At 42.6% G+C, this 16,832-nt stretch carries 18 protein-coding genes; 2 read left to right on the top strand and 16 right to left on the bottom strand.

The features are described from left to right. Positions 1-62: 62 nt before the first annotated feature. The 3 genes from IQ13_RS18315 to IQ13_RS18305 all read right to left on the bottom strand — a co-directional run bounded on the left by IQ13_RS18315 (position 63) and on the right by IQ13_RS18305 (position 2,795). The gene (locus tag IQ13_RS18315; protein ID WP_144888081.1) at positions 63-524 is read right to left on the bottom strand and encodes a hypothetical protein; all 462 of its coding nucleotides are present in this window, start codon (positions 522-524) and stop codon (positions 63-65) included. A gap of 65 nt (positions 525-589) precedes the next feature. Beyond that, complete coding sequence (locus IQ13_RS18310; RefSeq protein WP_144888080.1) at positions 590-1,597, bottom strand: zinc-dependent peptidase; 1,008 nt, start codon at positions 1,595-1,597, stop codon at positions 590-592. 1 nt (position 1,598) lies between these two features. Beyond that, on the bottom strand, positions 1,599-2,795 hold the full coding sequence (locus IQ13_RS18305) for a DUF2130 domain-containing protein (RefSeq protein WP_144888079.1): 1,197 nt from the start codon (positions 2,793-2,795) through the stop codon (positions 1,599-1,601). A gap of 274 nt (positions 2,796-3,069) precedes the next feature. Here IQ13_RS18305 and IQ13_RS18300 point away from each other — a divergent pair, with 274 nt between their 5' ends. Both IQ13_RS18300 and IQ13_RS18295 read left to right on the top strand, forming a co-directional pair. Beyond that, a complete protein-coding gene (locus IQ13_RS18300) occupies positions 3,070-4,296 on the top strand; it encodes a PAS domain-containing sensor histidine kinase (protein WP_144888078.1) in 1,227 nt (408 codons plus the stop codon). Positions 4,297-4,310: 14 nt separating this feature from the next. Then, positions 4,311-5,366, top strand: a complete 1,056-nt coding sequence (locus tag IQ13_RS18295; protein ID WP_144888077.1) for a response regulator — start codon at positions 4,311-4,313, stop codon at positions 5,364-5,366. 152 nt (positions 5,367-5,518) lie between these two features. Here the strand turns inward: IQ13_RS18295 and IQ13_RS18290 are convergent, their stop codons facing one another. The 13 genes from IQ13_RS18290 to IQ13_RS18230 all read right to left on the bottom strand — a co-directional run bounded on the left by IQ13_RS18290 (position 5,519) and on the right by IQ13_RS18230 (position 16,755). Further along, positions 5,519-5,914, bottom strand: coding sequence for a hypothetical protein (locus IQ13_RS18290; protein WP_144888076.1), 396 nt, complete (start codon positions 5,912-5,914; stop codon positions 5,519-5,521). 114 nt (positions 5,915-6,028) lie between these two features. Beyond that, the gene (locus tag IQ13_RS18285; RefSeq protein ID WP_144888075.1) at positions 6,029-6,736 is read right to left on the bottom strand and encodes a sulfite exporter TauE/SafE family protein; all 708 of its coding nucleotides are present in this window, start codon (positions 6,734-6,736) and stop codon (positions 6,029-6,031) included. Further along, the gene (locus IQ13_RS18280) at positions 6,733-7,176 is read right to left on the bottom strand and encodes a FixH family protein (RefSeq protein ID WP_144888074.1); all 444 of its coding nucleotides are present in this window, start codon (positions 7,174-7,176) and stop codon (positions 6,733-6,735) included. Before IQ13_RS18280 ends, IQ13_RS18285 begins: the two co-directional genes overlap by 4 nt. Before the next feature lie 11 nt (positions 7,177-7,187). Continuing rightward, positions 7,188-8,606, bottom strand: coding sequence for a cytochrome c oxidase accessory protein CcoG (ccoG, locus tag IQ13_RS18275; protein ID WP_144888073.1), 1,419 nt, complete (start codon positions 8,604-8,606; stop codon positions 7,188-7,190). 18 nt (positions 8,607-8,624) lie between these two features. Beyond that, entirely contained in the window at positions 8,625-9,803 is a 1,179-nt protein-coding gene (locus IQ13_RS18270) for a cbb3-type cytochrome c oxidase N-terminal domain-containing protein (RefSeq protein ID WP_144888072.1), read from the bottom strand. Between the two features lie 18 nt (positions 9,804-9,821). Next, positions 9,822-9,980: a CcoQ/FixQ family Cbb3-type cytochrome c oxidase assembly chaperone gene (locus IQ13_RS18265; RefSeq protein ID WP_144888071.1), complete on the bottom strand. Its 159-nt coding sequence runs from the start codon at positions 9,978-9,980 to the stop codon at positions 9,822-9,824. A 44-nt stretch (positions 9,981-10,024) separates the two neighbouring features. After that, positions 10,025-12,157 carry a cytochrome-c oxidase, cbb3-type subunit I gene (gene ccoN / locus IQ13_RS18260; RefSeq protein WP_144888070.1) on the bottom strand — a complete coding sequence of 711 codons (2,133 nt, stop codon included), beginning with the start codon at positions 12,155-12,157 and terminating at the stop codon, positions 10,025-10,027. 20 nt (positions 12,158-12,177) lie between these two features. Then, a complete protein-coding gene (gene ccoS, locus IQ13_RS18255; protein ID WP_144888069.1) occupies positions 12,178-12,366 on the bottom strand; it encodes a cbb3-type cytochrome oxidase assembly protein CcoS in 189 nt (62 codons plus the stop codon). A gap of 270 nt (positions 12,367-12,636) precedes the next feature. Next, a complete protein-coding gene (locus IQ13_RS18250) occupies positions 12,637-15,033 on the bottom strand; it encodes a heavy metal translocating P-type ATPase (protein ID WP_144888068.1) in 2,397 nt (798 codons plus the stop codon). A gap of 142 nt (positions 15,034-15,175) precedes the next feature. Then, positions 15,176-15,592, bottom strand: coding sequence for an Hsp20/alpha crystallin family protein (locus tag IQ13_RS18245; RefSeq protein WP_317129348.1), 417 nt, complete (start codon positions 15,590-15,592; stop codon positions 15,176-15,178). A gap of 280 nt (positions 15,593-15,872) precedes the next feature. After that, the gene (locus tag IQ13_RS18240) at positions 15,873-16,160 is read right to left on the bottom strand and encodes a hypothetical protein (RefSeq protein WP_144888066.1); all 288 of its coding nucleotides are present in this window, start codon (positions 16,158-16,160) and stop codon (positions 15,873-15,875) included. Beyond that, positions 16,147-16,518 carry a phage holin family protein gene (locus IQ13_RS18235; RefSeq protein ID WP_144888065.1) on the bottom strand — a complete coding sequence of 124 codons (372 nt, stop codon included), beginning with the start codon at positions 16,516-16,518 and terminating at the stop codon, positions 16,147-16,149. The genes IQ13_RS18240 and IQ13_RS18235 overlap by 14 nt, the downstream gene beginning before the upstream one ends. 12 nt (positions 16,519-16,530) lie before the next feature. Next, positions 16,531-16,755 (bottom strand): YtxH domain-containing protein, encoded by a 225-nt coding sequence (locus IQ13_RS18230; protein WP_144888064.1) that lies wholly within the window; start codon positions 16,753-16,755, stop codon positions 16,531-16,533. Positions 16,756-16,832 lie beyond the last annotated feature (77 nt).

Genomic DNA, 16,832 nt, shown 5'->3' with positions numbered 1-16,832 from the left:
AAAGCAGAAATAAAAAACGGAATGCATTGCATTCCGTTTTTAGTTTAGTTGAATAGTTTGACTTAAAATTTGTAACCCAGCGATAGACCGCCATAGTAAGGCCAGAAAAAGTTTTGGCCAAAAATGGGGTTGATAGTTGCCCGGAAAAACAAACCACCTTTTTCGGGTTGAAAGCGGTAGCCAAAATTGAGGTGACCGGATGTGTTTTTAAATGGTCCCGATTCCACGGCAGATGAAGAAGGAACAAGCGTTGCGCCTGCACCAATTTCAAAATAATTGGCTTTGTCTTTACTAACAATGTAGTTTAATGTAAGCGGAACAAATACAGCGCCTTCACCATTAACGTTAAAACCACCAATACCAATACGGCCACCAATACCACCTTCTTTTCCGGAGAAACGGGTGTCGAAGTTGAACGATGCAAGACCCGGGCCGCCACCTTCAACAAAAACAGCTTTGGCCGATTGCGCATTACTTGTTTGCATAAAGAATAATGCAAATGGGATGATAAGGAATTTTTTCATAAAAAAGTTTTTGCAAAGATGCGGTAAACAGGAAATAATATTCATGAAGAGAATGTTAAAGCAATTCAGACCGTTAACGGATCTTGGTTCAGCACCACGCAAATAGCATCGTATAGTTTTGGATATTGCAGTTTAAGTTCTGCAGGTTTTTCAAAAAACAATTCAACCGATGTCGCCCAGAATTCATTTTTGTTCTTGAGTGCATTGTCATCAAAAAGGCGATTGCTTTTTAAACGTTCGTTTTGTTGCACCTCATCATCTAACCGGTCGTAATGTTCATAGTCTACTTTAAAATCGTTATGCCGGTTCGGTTTTCGAAAAAGATATTGTACCTGTAATGCATGTGCCATTTCATGCAAGCCCACATTCTTACCATCTGTTGGGTTCTGATAATCGTGCAGAAAATGTTTCCATGAGAGTGTAATCACATCGCCCTGTACATTACCCACTAATACACGCAATGGTTCGTACGCAAAATATTCTGCCGGATGGATAACGATGGTAGAGAAATGCGGTAACAGGTAATCTTCTAATCCAAATGTGATTTGTACTGCAGATGAAGAAACAAGAATGGGCATTTCTTTATAAGCCACAGGTGCATGAATATAGAAATCTTTACTGCGGATAAACTGTTGCAGCCGTTCAAGAAACAATTGCTGATTGTTTGGCGCAAGTTGGTTGTAGTACGCATTATACTTATTGCAGACGTTGTGCAGTTCAGCAGTACTAAAACGTAATTCTTTTCCCCTGTACACATAACAGGCAGGTGAGGTATTACTGTTGCTGTTATCTGCATCGGGATTAAACGGAGTTGAAGGCCTGTATTTTTCTTTTTTAAGATCTTTTATAATATGATAAAGAATGAGAATAATGATGGCTATAAACCAAAAGAATGCAAACGGCAAACCATCATCGTTTGTTTCGGTTGATGCTTGGAAAGAAGATTCGATAAGTTTACGTTCTTCCGGTCCGCCTTTTACAGAATCGGGCAGCAAATCATATTCCGCAAGGGAATAGATGGTGTACGTAGAATCTTTAAAGGTGATTACAACAGGAGTAGGGTCTTGCGGCATTTTAATCGTCGGTTAACAGATCGGTTGAATCTTCCAAAAGATTGATATTTACATCGCTGCCTGCAATACCTTCTACCGAGCCACGTATATGTGCTGCGTTCAGCAAAACTTTTTCCAATTGTTTCTCCCGTTGTTTCCAGAGTTTTTCCATCGCATCACGTTCTTTCTGAATGGAAATTTTCATACTCATAAAACCTTCACGAATGGCTTTCCATTGCTCGGCAAATTCATTACCGGTTAAATAGTCGTACAGCATCTGCATTTTTTCGCCTTTGTTTTCCTGGCCTTTTGTTGCCTGTGCAATACGCACAATACTGTCTCTTAAAACATGTGTGAGTGCTTTTACCTCGCTGAAGCTGCAGACCCACACACCGTCTTTTTCGCCAAAGCTGTCAAGGCCTTTGGGCATGGCTTGTGTAACAATCACAGCAATATCGGCCGATTGACTGCGCATATCGGCTTTCAGTTTTTCTATCCACTGCTCGGAGAAATCTTTGGTACGTTTACTTTCAAAAATAATTTTACCGCATTCCTGTCCAAACTTATTGCGTACAAGTAAAATACAATCGGCGCCCTTTACACCTTTGCCTACTTCTGCAATGGAATCGTAGGGGAACGATTGCTTTAACAAATCTTCCAGCAACAATTCCTGCACCTCACCCTGCAGCTGCATGGAGCCTTGCTCGGCTTTCCGTTTCATTTCTTCGGCCAGTTTTTTCTGGTCTTCCAGTTGCTTTTCCATTTCTTTTAACCGCAGCTGGTATTCGGTTTCTTTGGCGGCAATACGTTGCTCTTCCAGCTTGCGTATTTCGCCCGATAGTTTTTCCCGTTCTTCCTGCAATTTTTTCTGTACCGACAGTTCCAGTTCTGCTTCTTTGTTTTTCAGCTCCTGTTCACGCTTTAAAATTTCAACCTGTTGCTGTCGTGCTTCTTTCAGTTTTTCTTCGTTGTCTTTATTGTTCTGTTCCAGCAGGCGAAGTTTGTTTTCAAAATCGGAGGCAATGTTTTTGCGGATGAGTTCTTCGGTTTCTTTTTGTGTTTTCTTTTTCTCTTCCAGCAACTGCGCATCAAATTTCTGCTGCTGTTGCTTTTGCCATTCGGTCATTTTCGTACGCAATTCTTTCTGCACTTCCTCCCGTATGCTGTCGGTTGGTTCAAATTCGTGGCCACAGTTAGGGCATTTTATTTCGGTTGACATATTTAACAGTTCAAAAATTAAAGAAAAACAGGTATCCGGGCGCTCATCGTATTTACTTATAATGGCAGGTAAGGCAGGCTGTAGTAACGCCAGTGCTCTGCACATCGGAAAAATAGCAATGCGGTCCGAAATCCCGGACAAATTAATTAAATAAATCAGTAAAGAAAGCAGCGTTAAAAACAAAAACTCCCTTCGTAATCAGTACCTTTACCGGATTAAGAAACGTGCATTACCTGGATATCTTTAAACACTAAGCACATACAGAATATTACGTATGCAGTCTATTGCCGAAGCAAAACTTTTTCAAACATTATTCGATCATGCCAGCATTGGAATTATTCTTGTAAACGCCGAGGCAACCATTGTATCGGTTAACCAGTTTGGCGTTGCTCAATTCGGGTATGGATCGAAAGATGAAATACTGGGTAAAAAAATTGAAATACTTATACCTGCCCGTTTTCATCACCGCCATGTGCACCAGCGTGAGCATTATATGCACGAGCCTAAAAGCAGGCCGATGGGCATTGGTCTTGATTTGTTTGCTACCAAAAAAGACGGCACCGAGTTCCCGGTAGAGGTGAGCCTTGGTAATTACGAGGTGGAGAATGAATTTTTTGTGGTGGCCTTTGTAAACGATATTACCGCACGCAAAAAAGCAGAACAGGCATTGCTGCAGTTGAACGAAGAGTTGGAAGAAAAAGTGGAGGCCCGTACCATATCGCTGCAGGAAACAGTGCAGATACTGAACGAAAAGATTGATGAAATTGAAGAGAAAGATAAAGACCTGCGTGCAGCGTTGAACAAGGAGCGGGAGCTGGGCGAACTGAAGTCGAGATTTGTTTCGGTAGCATCGCATGAGTTCCGCACGCCGCTAAGTACCGTGCTGTCGTCGGTGTACCTGCTGCAGAAATATACCAGCAGCGAAGATCAGCCCAAACGGGAGAAGCATATTCAACGGATCATTTCATCGGTAAACCTGCTCACCGATATTCTGAACGACTTCCTCAATGTAGGCAAGATCGAAGAAGGAAAAATACAGGCCCGTTTCAGTGTGTTCGACCTGGAGAAAAATTTATCCGATACCATTTCCGAAATGCGCTCGATGTGTAAAGTGGGGCAGCAAATTACCTATAAGCACAGTGGCGAAACACAGGTAGAACTCGATCCCGGCATGTTCAAGCACATCAGCCTCAATTTACTTTCGAATGCCATTAAGTTTTCGCCTGAAAACAGCGAAATAAGTCTTGCTACAACCGTTACGCCTGCTGCAATTGAATTGCGGATAAAAGACAGCGGTATCGGTATTTCAAAAGAAGACCAGGAGCATTTGTTTGAGCGCTTTTTCCGTGCGGCCAATGCGATTAATATACAAGGCACCGGTTTAGGACTGCATATTGTATCGAAATACGCCGAATTAATGAATGGAAAAATAACCTGCCACAGCGAGGCTGATAAAGGCACCGAATTTATTATTACTTTTCAGAAACGTTCTGCACAATAAAACTCAACAGAAGAATGAAAAAAATTCTGCTTATTGAAGATAACGACGACATCAGGGAGAACACGGCCGAAATACTGGAACTGGCCAACTACAAAGTAGTAACTGCTCCCAACGGAAAAATTGGTATTGAAACAGCTTTGGCCGAACAGCCCGACCTGATTGTGTGCGATATTATGATGCCTGTGCTGGATGGTTATGGTGTGTTGCATGCATTGCATAAAAACGAAGCCGTAAAAAATATTCCTTTTATTTTTCTTACAGCCAAAACTGAACGCAGCGATTTGCGCAGGGGTATGGAGCTGGGTGCCGATGATTATATTACCAAACCTTTCAGCGGTACCGAATTGCTCAATGCCATTGAAGGCCGTATTAAAAAAGCCGATCTGTTGAAAGAAGAATACGGTTCGGGTCTGGAAGGTGTAAATAAACTGCTGGCTGCAGCAGGATCGAAAGATGCACTGGAATCGCTTACAGCCGACCGGGATATCAACAAATACAAGAAAAAGCAAACAGTTTATAACGAGGGTAACCGAGCTGCACGTTTGTTTTATATTGTAAAAGGAAAAGTAAAGACGTTTAAAACCAACGACGATGGTAAAGAACTGGTGGTTGGTTTGTATACCGAAGGCGATTTTCTGGGTTATGTTGCTTTGCTCGAAGGTGGATCTTACAAAGAAACGGCAGAGGCAATGGAAGACAGTGAACTGGCCATTATTCCCAAAGCTGATTTTGATGAACTGATGAACAGCAACAGCCAGGTGGCACAAAAATTTATTCAGCTGCTGGCAAAAAATGTTGCAGAAAAAGAAGAGCACCTGTTGGGGCTCGCTTACAATTCGCTGCGCAAAAAAGTTGCCGATGCACTGATTAGTCTGCAGCGGAAATACCAGGTAGGTGAGGGACAGTTCTCCATCAACATCAGCCGGGAAAACCTGGCAAGCATTGCCGGTACAGCTACTGAATCGTTGATACGTACATTGGGCGATTTCCGTTCGGAAAAACTTATCGATATTAAAGAAGGCAACATTGTTATTATTAACGAGAAGAAACTTGAAAACCTCATCAATTAATTACAATCGCTGAAACTTGTTCAACTAGAAAACGGGCTGCAACAATGCAGCCCGTTTTGTTTGACATACTTTTTTGCAACCTGCATAAAAAGGAACAGCACCTGAATGCTCCCTCGATGCACCAGATGCTGCTGTATTTCCTGCGAAAATTATTATAAGCTGTCTGCTAAGTACGTATTGAAATCAGTTTTCAGTTTGTTAAACTGGCGTTCAACAATCTCCATATCCTTGTTCATCTTCTTCAGCTTCTTCTGCAGTTCTTTTATAAGTGAAGAATCTTCCACTTTATCTTTCGACAGCATTTGATCAATTTCATGAATATCCTGCCGTAACATGTTCACAGTATCGTCTTCAGCAATAAACTTGCTTTGGAAGTACTCTGCACGTTCCAGGAACTCCTCATCTGTATCGTGTTGCAATACCTGCGAGAGACGTGTTTTCAAGTGGTTGTTCTCCTGCTGTATAAACTGCAGGTACCGCTTCCACGTATCACTTTCGTGACGGTATTGAAAAAGCTTTTTATTATTACCCATAACAATAGTGATCATTGTTTTTTTGTGTGAACAATTGAGTTCCACAAGTAAGCAAATCTACATTTTGCCTCAGCGGTTCTCTATAACAGTTGTCAATAGCGTTAATGATCCTCATCACTTGTACCTTTTTTAATGACATTGTACCGGAGCAGCTGTTGCGCCTGCCAAAACAGGACTTATAAACGGAATACCCAGGTTTAAACCACGTAAAATCAACAGTACAGCCATAACCGTCATAATGTACGGAACGGCTTTTCTTATCTTACTGCGTAACGAAAATGAAACGCTGTGCCCCAACACCGTTAACAGTAATAATAACGGTACAGTACCTGCTCCGAAGCTGCTCATGAACACAACACTGTTTTCTACTTCCCGGAAATTGAGTGCCGCTGCAAGCGCAACGTACACCATACCACAAGGAAGTAATCCGTTGACCATGCCAAACAGTAAATAGGTTTTAGCGGTTTTATTATTCAGCAGGCGAATCATCAGTTGCTGTACGGCTTGATTTAGTTTTACTGTAAATGCAGGTTGCCAGCTTTTACGTAACAGGTAGTAGTTCACGATAAAAAATAAAATAACTGCACCGCTGATGATGGATAGCCACTGCTGAAAACCGGCCAGTTGCAAACCACGTCCTGCAAAGCCAAATAATAAACCAAACAATGCGTACGTAACAATACGGCCAAGGTTATGCATAATGGCTGCAAAACGTTGCTGCCAAACAGGTAAATGCTGTACCGGTAACGCAAGAGCCAGCGGTCCGCACATGCCTATGCAATGCAAACTGCTGAATGCGCCCAGCAGCAAACCTCCTGTTATTGCTTCGAGCATCATTTTACTGTAAAAGGTTGTTCGTTGTAAAATGCAGTACCATCTGCTGTCCAGTTAATTTTAACTACATAGTTGCCCGCTGCAACACTTTTCCTGTTTAGCTGGTAGCGGGCAGCTGCATCGGCGGTAAAGGTTAACCGCTGATCCAGCTTGTCATTGGTTGGACAGTAAAGCCAGATGTTACCGCTTATTTTTTTGCCTTTCATTTCTTCGGGCAGCTGAATGGTAATGGCTTCGTTGCTTTGTGCCACACTTACTGTTGTACTTAATGCGTTGGCACGATTGGTGCCATCAATTACCTGCTGATAGGCAAGCTCATCTTTGTAATATTCTTTCGATACCAGTTGAAAATCGGTATGCACGCTTTTGTACACCATAAAAAACATGAATAGTACAAAAGCACTAAAGCCCAGTGTTACTTTATGTCCCCAGTTAAGTGTCATAGTGCATTGTTTTAATTGGTTGATGAAATGGGTCCGAGAAAATTTGTTTTCACAGTGGTGATTTTTTTATCGCCTTCGTACAAGCTTACATGTACTACTGTTTTACGTTGTTTAATTTGCTCCTTGGGAAGGATGATGAAGAATGATCCTGCACCTTGTCCTTCTTTCTTTACATGAATGGTATTACCTACCTGTTGAATTGTTCCGTTGTGGTCTTCAAGCTTAACAGTTAACGGAATATCGTTCATGGTTTTGTTAACGATCTTAATGTTGTACAGGTTTGAAATACTGTCTGTTCCTTTTTCCTGGAACAATAACCCTGGTGTACGCATTACGGTTGCTTTTACATCTTTCTGCGAAAGCAGGAGAGTAGTCAGTAAGCCGGTTAAAACAATCAACAAGCCGGTATACATTTTCATACGGCGTGTGTAGTGCAGCTTTTCATGATTGGCAATACCGTTTTCGCTGGCATAACGAATCAATCCTTTTTTAAAGCCTACACTTTCCATCATATGATCGCAGGCATCGATGCAGGCTGTACAACCTACACATTCCATTTGTGTACCGTTGCGGATATCGATACCGGTAGGACAAACTTTCACGCATTGATGACAGTCGATACAATCGCCTGCTGTGCGTTCTTCACTCTTGTTAATTTTTTTGCGCTCTTCGCCACGTTTGTAATCGTAAGCAACAATCATGGAGTTTTTATCGAGCAACACACCTTGTAAACGGCCATAAGGACAAACAACGGTACAAGCCTGTTCACGAAAGAACGCATACACCGCATAAAATACAGCAGAGAAAACCATCAATGCGGCAATGTTGCCCACATTGTCGGCCGGATGATGCATCATGGCCCACAACTCTTTTACACCAATAATATATGCCAGGAAAAAGTTGGCAATAATGAATGCCAACAGGTAAAACACAATGTGCTTGGTAGCCTTGCGTGCAATTTTTTCGCTGGTCCAAGGGCCCGCAGCCATCAGTTTTTGTTTGGCTGCATCGCCTTCAATGGCATATTCCAGTTTGCGGAACAGCATTTCCATAAAAATGGTTTGCGGACAAACCCAACCGCAGAACAATCGACCGAATGCTGCTGTAAACAATACAATGAACACGATAAACGTGATCATGATAATACCGAAGATGAAAAAGTCCTGCGGCCAGAACACTTTACCGAAGATGATGAATTTCGCCTGCGGTATATTAAACATAAACAGGGGCCTTCCGTTTACGTGAATAAACGGAAGGGTTACAAAAATGAGGAAGAAGAAAAAGCTTACATATGTGCGGATATTGTAAAACTTTCCTTTCGGTTTTTGCGCAAAGATCCATTTGCGTTTTCCCTGTGCATCAACTGTTGCAATCCGGTCACGGAAAGATTCCTTTTTTTGTTCCTGTTGTATATTTTCTTCGTTGTTCATAGTATCATCAATTCAACATCACTTAATAACTACATCTTTTTTTGCAGTACTGTCTGCTGCAGGTGCTGCACCATCTTCTTTATACAAATCGCCTTGTTTTTCTTTTGCATTTGGAGGGTTAGTGCCGTGCAGGGATTTAATATAGCTGGCGATCTGCGCAATCTGTACAGGTGAAAAATCATCCTGCCATGCTTTCATCCCTTTTTCGGGCCAGCCGTATTTAATGGTTTTAAATACATCTTTAATACTGCCGCCATGGATCCAGTAATCGTCTGTAAGATTGGGTCCAACACCACCTTCGCCGGCTTTACCGTGGCAGGCTGCACACATTTGTACAAAGGTTGCTTTGCCCGCATCGAGTGCAGCAGGTTCTTTTAAAATTGTAACGGTGTTTTCGTCAACGTTGTTTGCCGATTTTGCGAGGTAAGCGGCTTTTTCTTCATCCGCTTTTTTCATGGCAATTTCAAATTCCTGTTTGCTCAACGGAGCTGTTTCAGAAATGTGGTAACGCCATAAATAAATTGCACCAATAATGATGGTTACATAAAAGCCATACAACCACCATGGGGGTAAACGGTTATCCAGTTCACGGATACCATCGTAGTTGTGACCAAGATCGATGTCTGCTTCTTTTTCCATTGGTTTAAAGCTGTTGAGCTTATCCCACCACACTTTAAAGCCCGATGGTTTTGCTTCAGCAGCAATACCTGCTTCGGCAGCAATGGCAATTTTTTCTTTTGCAAGGAAACGTTTTACAAACAATCCCATTACAAGAATAACCAGCAACTCAACTGCAATCACACCTGCCAGTACCCAAAAGGTAAGCGGTGTTAAACCACCAATGGATGATGGTGCTGCAGCAGCTGCATCGGTTGCTGCATCCTGTGCATGCAGCAGAGAAGGTGCTAAAAACAAAAGCAGTACAGCAACAATTTTTGTTGCACTGTCACTTTTCTTTTGTTTATCGAAATGAAGTTTGGCAGTACCTAATACCACGTTGGCGAGTAATGCAATTACCAGCAATAATACCAGGCTGATGATGAGCATGGTTAACGCCAGTGCATTATCCCAGATGGAAGGGGCGGGTGCTCCTCCTGTTTGCTGTGCCGTTGCTGCTGTACCCAGCAATAACAGCGGTGCAGCTATGTACAATTTGCGTAAGAACGATGAAAGAAAATGTTTTTTGTATGTGAACATGGTTCGTTGTTTTAAAAGTTAGTCCAATGGAATACGACTTTGTTCATTCATATCACTCTTCTTTGCACTGATAACATAAATGAAAACAGCGCAGAAGAAGATGAAGAAGATGAGAAACGAGCTTAAGCCATATATGCTTACGTTGCTGATCTTTTCGAGGTAGTGTATAAATTTCATGACAGATATTTTAAGGAGCGGAACCGGGGTTCCGCTCCGGTTGATTAATTAGAGGCAGCAGTTTCTGTTTTCTTTTCTGCTTTAATATCCTTGCCCAAACGCTGCAGGTAAGCAATCAATGCGATGATTTCCTTGTTGGCAGGCGTTTCAATTTTATCCATCTTTAAACTGATGCGGATACCATTGGCCTGTGTCATTAAATCTTTGTTTGCTTTTGCATCGAAACCTTCTGCGTAAGGAACACCCAGCTTTTGCATCGCCCTGATTTTTGCAGGTGTTGATGCCGTATCCAGATCGTTATCTAATAACCAGGGATAGTTTGGCATAATAGAACCGGGCGACATACTGCGGGGGTCCATCATGTGGTTGTAATGCCAGCTGTCGGGATATTTTCCACCTTCACGTGCCAGATCCGGACCTGTACGTTTACTGCCCCATTGGAATGGATGATCGTAAATAAATTCACCTGCTTTTGAATACTCGCCGTAACGTGCAACCTCATCACGGAACGGACGGATCATTTGTGAGTGACAGGTATAACAACCTTCACGGATGTAAATATCACGACCCTGCAGTTCCAGCGGAGTGTACGGCTTAACGCTTGTAATTGTTGGTACGTTCGATTTAATAAGGAATGTAGGTACAATTTCAAGTATACCACCAATTGCTACAACAATTAAACTGAACACTAATAAGGTGGCAGGCTTTCTTTCAATCCAGCGGTGCCAGTATTCTTTTACATGCGATTCGTGTTTGGCAAGTGGAGCAGCTTCTGCTTCTTCATTTGCAATGAACGTACCTTGCTTCGCTGTTTTAATTAAATTATACACCATCATAAATGCGCCAATGAGGTACAGTGTACCACCTACACTACGTGTAATGTACATGGGTATGATGTTGGTAACAGTTTCCAGGAACTGGAATTTTAACTGACCTGATTCGGTAAACGTCTTCCACATTTCGGCTTGTGCAAAACCTGCCCAGTATAAAGGAATAGCATAAATAACGATACCGATTGTACCCAACCAGAAGTGGTTGGTTGCAAGTTTCTTTGAATACAAAGTAGTGCCCCACATTTTTGGTACCAGCCAGTACAGCATACCAAAGGCCATAAAACCATTCCAGCCTAAACCACCAATGTGTACGTGCCCGATAATCCAATCGGTAAAGTGTGCAATAGCATTTACACTTTTCAAACTCAACATCGGTCCTTCAAACGTGCTCATACCATAACAGGTAACAGCTACTACAAAAAATTTCAACACCGGTTCTTCACGCACTTTATCCCACGCACCACGCAGTGTAAACAAACCATTCAACATACCACCCCAACTTGGTGCAATCAACATTACACTAAACACCACACCCAGCGATTGTGCCCAATCGGGTAACGCTGTATATAATAAGTGGTGCGGGCCAGCCCAGATGTAAATGAAAATGAGTGCCCAGAAGTGAATGATGGATAAACGATACGAATAAACAGGACGGTTCGCTGCTTTTGGCAGGAAGTAATACATTAAACCGAGAATAGGAGTAGTTAAGAAGAAAGCAACGGCATTGTGACCATACCACCATTGTACCAACGCATCCTGCACACCTGCATACCAGCTGTAACTTTTAAACAGCGATACGGGCATTTCGAACGAGTTAACAATGTGCAACATTGCAACGGTGATCCAGGTAGCAATGTAAAACCAGATGGCAACATACAGGTGACTTTCTCTTCTTTTGAAGATGGTACCAAACATGTTAACACCAAACACCACCCAAATGAGTGTGATCATGATGTCGATGGGCCATTCCAGTTCTGCATATTCTTTACCGGTTGTAAAACCGAAGAATAAGGTAAGTGCAGCTGCAACAATAATGGATTGCCAGCCCCAGAAATGGATCCAGCTTAAGGTATCGCTGAACATCCTTGATTTACAAAGACGCTGCAACGAATAATAAATGCCGGTAAACATGCAGTTGCCAACAAAAGCAAAGATGACGGCATTGGTGTGAATGGGACGAAGGCGGCCAAACGTTGTACCTGCATAATCGAGCGATGAAGCAGGTAAATAAAACTGGATGGCAACCCACAAACCTACAATCATACCTACTACTCCCCAAAGCGCTGTGGCATTGGCAAAGTATTTTACAATCTTGTTGTCGTAATAAAACTTTTCGGTTTGCATAATTTCAATTTGTCTGTTGTTTATTGTTGGGTTGAATTGGTTTCGCTTGAAGTGCCGGAGGAAGAAGGCGGCGGCGGATCGAACAGCATACGCATAGGTGGAGATGTTTCATCGTCGTACTGACCACTTTTCACACTCCACAAAAATGCTCCCAAAAAAAGGGCAGCCACAGATACGCTGGCGATAAGCAACAGGAAGATGACACTCATAAAAGATTATTTTCGGCTGTAAAACTATCGGGAGGGTACGTAGTGAGAGATGACGCAAATCAGATAAATCATTGACTCTTGTCAAACTCCGGTGATCATGGTCAGGAAAAATTTAAAATGGAAGGTGGGAAGACCGGAAGACGGAAAGTCTGAAAGATTCGAGACCAGAAGTTAGAAGACCGAAAGTGCAGATACTCCCTATTCACTATTCACTATTCACCACTCACCACCACTCACCACCACTCACCACCACTCACCACCACTCACTCATCACTTCTTTCTTCCCATTCCAATCAAACGAGCATACAACGAAGAAGCGCCGAAGGTGAGCAAGATAATACTGAGCGAGCTGGAAGGCATTAAAATAGCTGCGATCATGGGCGATAAAGCTCCTTTCAACGCAAAGCTTAAACCAATAACATTGTACAAAATAGAAAGTACAAAGCTGGCCAATACCACACGTTTGTTGGCTTTGGTAAACTTCAAATAAGCAGTAAGCCGGCTGAGTTGTGTAGCTTCCAATATACCATCGCTGGCAGGTGTAAAATTGTTAGTGCTTTCGGTTACGGCAATACCCGCATCGGCTTGTTTCAAGGCACCGGCATCGTTCAGGCCATCACCAATCATAATCACTTTCTGACCTTTTTGCTGCAACTCCCGGATATAGTTGAGTTTATCGTGTGGTTGCTGGTTAAAGAACAACTTCACATCCATACCCAATTCTTTCTGCAGGTTTAACCGTTCGCTTTCATTATCGCCCGAAAGAATGGAAATGCGGTATTGCTTACGTAGTTTATTTATCTGATCGAAAATGTGTGTACGATAATGATTGCGTATGCTGAAGTAGCCAAGCAGGCTGCCATCAACCGAAACATACACGATGCTGCCTTCAAATTTTTGCGAAGCATAGCCGGTTACAAATTCGGCAGAGCCCATAGTAATGATGCGCTGGTTAACAATACCGCTGATGCCTTTGCCGGTAGTTTCCCTGTATTGCTTTACGTCGAACACACCGTTTTGCTTAAACTCTTTTGCCAGCAGTTTACTTAACGGGTGTGTGCTTTGTGCAGCTAATGCAGCAATGCTGCCTGCTATCTCGTCACTGAAGGGTTCGCCTGAAAATAAAATATCCTGTGCTTCAGTTGTGGTAAGCGTACCTGTTTTATCGAATACGATATGGTTGGCATCGGCAATTTCTTCAATGGTTTGTGCATTACGCAAGTAGAATTTGTTATTGCCGAGTATGCGTAACACATTGCCATTGGTAAAACTGTTGCTTAGCAACAATGCACAAGGACAAGCTACAATTAAAATGGTGGTTACCACATTCCATGCACGGCCTCCATCGTAGAAGCTCCAGTACAAGGCACCCGCTGCAGCCAGTGCAAAAACAATCCAGGTAAAGTAGCGGCTCAGCGCATCTACAAACGAAACCTTGACTGTTTTTTGCTGATCATCGTTGTTCCAGAGACGGGTTAAATAGCTCTGCGCCACTTCTTTCATTACCAGCAATTCAATATTGCTGCCGGTTTGTTTTCCACCTGCATACAACAGTTCGCCCATTTCCTTCAGCACAGGTAAGGATTCGCCGGTAACAAAACTATAATCGATCAACGCTTTGCCTTTGGTAAGTAATCCATCAATCGGAATCAGTTCTTCGTTGTGGATGAGAATGGTATCGCCTACTTTGATATCGGGCAAGGCAGTAGGAGTTTCTTTGTTGTCTTTGATAACGGTTACTGCAATGGGAAAATAAGAAGTGTAATCCCGCTCGAACGAAAGTTGCTGATAGGTTTTTTCCTGCAGCACACGACCCACCAGCATAAAGAACACAATGCCGCTCATGGAATCGAAATAGCCACTACCGGTGTTGCTCAGCACTTCGTATAAGCTGCGGCCAAAGGTCATGATGATGGCCAATGCAATCGGCGCATCAATATTGAGGTACTTGTGTTTTAAACTGCCCCATGCACTTTGGTAAAACGGAAGCGAGCTGTACAGCAGCACAGGCAGCGATAAAATCAGATTGAAATAACGAAACAGGTACTGCATGCTCTTTTCAGCTTCTTCGAGTCCGAGGTATTCGGGAAAGCTCATGAGCATGATGTTGGCAAAACAAAAACCAGCCACACCGAGTTGATAAATTAAACTGCGTTGGATGCGTGGTTTTGCCTGCTGCAGATTTTGTAAGCTGATGTAGGGTTCGTAACCGATACTGGTTAACAGCTCGGCAACAGTACGTAATGAAGTGCGGTTATGGTTGAACACAATTTCAACTTCCTTACGGGTAAAGTTTACTCTCGATGAAACAACATCACTGTTTAACCGGTGCAGGTTTTCCAGCAGCCACAAACAGGAGCTGCAATGGATTTGCGGCAGATAAAACGTTACATGTGTTTGCTCTTCGTTGCGGAAGGATACAATCTGCTGTTGAATTTTTTCGTCGTCGAGGAAAGAGAACTTGTCTTTGCGGACGGTGATGCGTTGTGTGGTGCCGGGGTTTTTGTTGAGTTCGTAGTAGTTGCACAGGTCGCTCTGGTTCAGCACCTGGTAAACGGTTTTGCAACCGTGGCAGCAGAACGTTTTATCGGCCAGCTGAATGGTTTCGGTTACACAATCTTCACCGCAGTGATAGCATTGAACGGTTGGTTGAACACTCGTACTCATAACAGGCTGCAAATTAGAAATGACCCGTTTGCTGCTTTCTGACCATCATCAGAAAATAAACTGACGATGCTCATGCATACAAAAAGCCCCGCCACAAATCTATTGCGGCAGGGCCCGGGTTACAATCCCGCCATCGGCGAGATTATTTTACAGCGATATGTTTGCCCGCTGCGAGCTTCTTCGCTTCCTCTTTTTTAGGAAGCATCAGTTTCAACACACCATCTTCGTATTTCGCTTCAATTTTTTCTTTGTTTACTTCATCTGGTAAAGTAAAACTGCGGCTGAAAGAAGAATAGTTGTATTCCTTACGGGTGTACTTATCTTCTTTTTCTTCTTTGCTTTCTTCTTTTTCGCTGCTGATGGTGAGCATGTTGCCTTCAACATCAATATTGAAATCATCTTTTTTCATTCCGGGTACAGCAAGAGATACCATGTAGTCCTCTTTGTTCTCAACAATGTTTACAGCAGGCATTGTCATAGTGCGGCCGAGGAAAGAACTGCTGTTGTCGAACCATTCGTTCCAGGGTTTAAAAAAATCATCGAACATTGTTGGTAACATGCCAGGTTTTGTAATAGCTCTTGTTGACATATACACCTCCTTGGTTTATGTGTGAGTAATTGTTTGAACGGTTTGAAGATACGTTTACAGCAACGCTTTTTTCAAGAACAAACATCAACGAATGCTGTGATTGAGGTCAGAAAAAAATGCTGTTGACGCAAGTGATTTTAACAATTGGATTTTTGAAAGCAGCAATGTTGTTTGCCGTTGCTTTTAAACAATCAAATAGCCACCCGGTTGGGGGCGGCTACTTGCAATTGCATACAGGGTTAGTCGGGCTTTATTTCTTTTTATGCATCCATTCGGCTACTTTTTCTTCGACTTTTTCAACGCCGATTTTTGTAAGCACAGCTGCCAGTTGCGATAAGGTTTCTGCCAAAGATGATTCGCCGTTTACTTTTTCTTTCTCGAACATACTTGCAAACACCTGCCCGGCTACATTCTTTGGGCGAATACTTTCTTTTACATCCAGCCAATCGTAACGGATGGCTTTTTCCAGCTCAGCCTTTCGTTGCTCCAGTTGTTTGCGCCTTGCTTTTAATTGTTTTATGTTTTTAATTTTCTTCATCGTCTTCCTCTTCGTTCCGGAACAACTGCTGCAGCAATGCATTCATAATGGGCAGTTGAATAATGCGGTCTTTCAATAGCCAGATAATAATGCCCAGCAACAGGTAAATGCCACCTACAATTAAAAAGCCCCAAGCAAGCGAACCGGTTGTTCTTGAAAAAACAAATGCCAAAGCCACGCTGGCAAAAAACAAGAAACTGAAAATAAATACTGCAACGGTTATAGCTGCGATAACGAATGCTGCCACTTTCGATGTTTTTTCAGCAGTATCAAGTTTCACCACATCCATACGGTTATGGATGTATTCCTTTACGTGTTCGGCCAGTTCTTCGGCTTTGGCAAATGTGTCTTGCATCATGAACAGTTTGTGTTATACCAGTTCACCCATTTCTTCTTTCATTGCTTCGGCTTTACCACGAACGTTCACCTTCAGCCCGTCGAATTTGCCTTTAACAGTGTCGGTTAGCTTTTTGCCGCTGTCCATAATTTTTTTACGTGTGTTTTCACCTTTATCGGGTGCTAACAAAATACCTGCAACTGCACCTGCAACAACACCTGCTGCTGCAGCGATGGCGATTTTACCAATTGTGTTCATAAAAAATATTTACAGGTGAATAAACTGTTATATCGGTTCTAAGTTACTGTTTACAAAAGCTGTTTGCAATGATGAGC

The organism is Lacibacter cauensis, assembly GCF_007830055.1.
Lineage (GTDB): Bacteria > Bacteroidota > Bacteroidia > Chitinophagales > Chitinophagaceae > Lacibacter > Lacibacter cauensis.
This window is presented reverse-complemented; position numbering and strand designations above follow the sequence as displayed.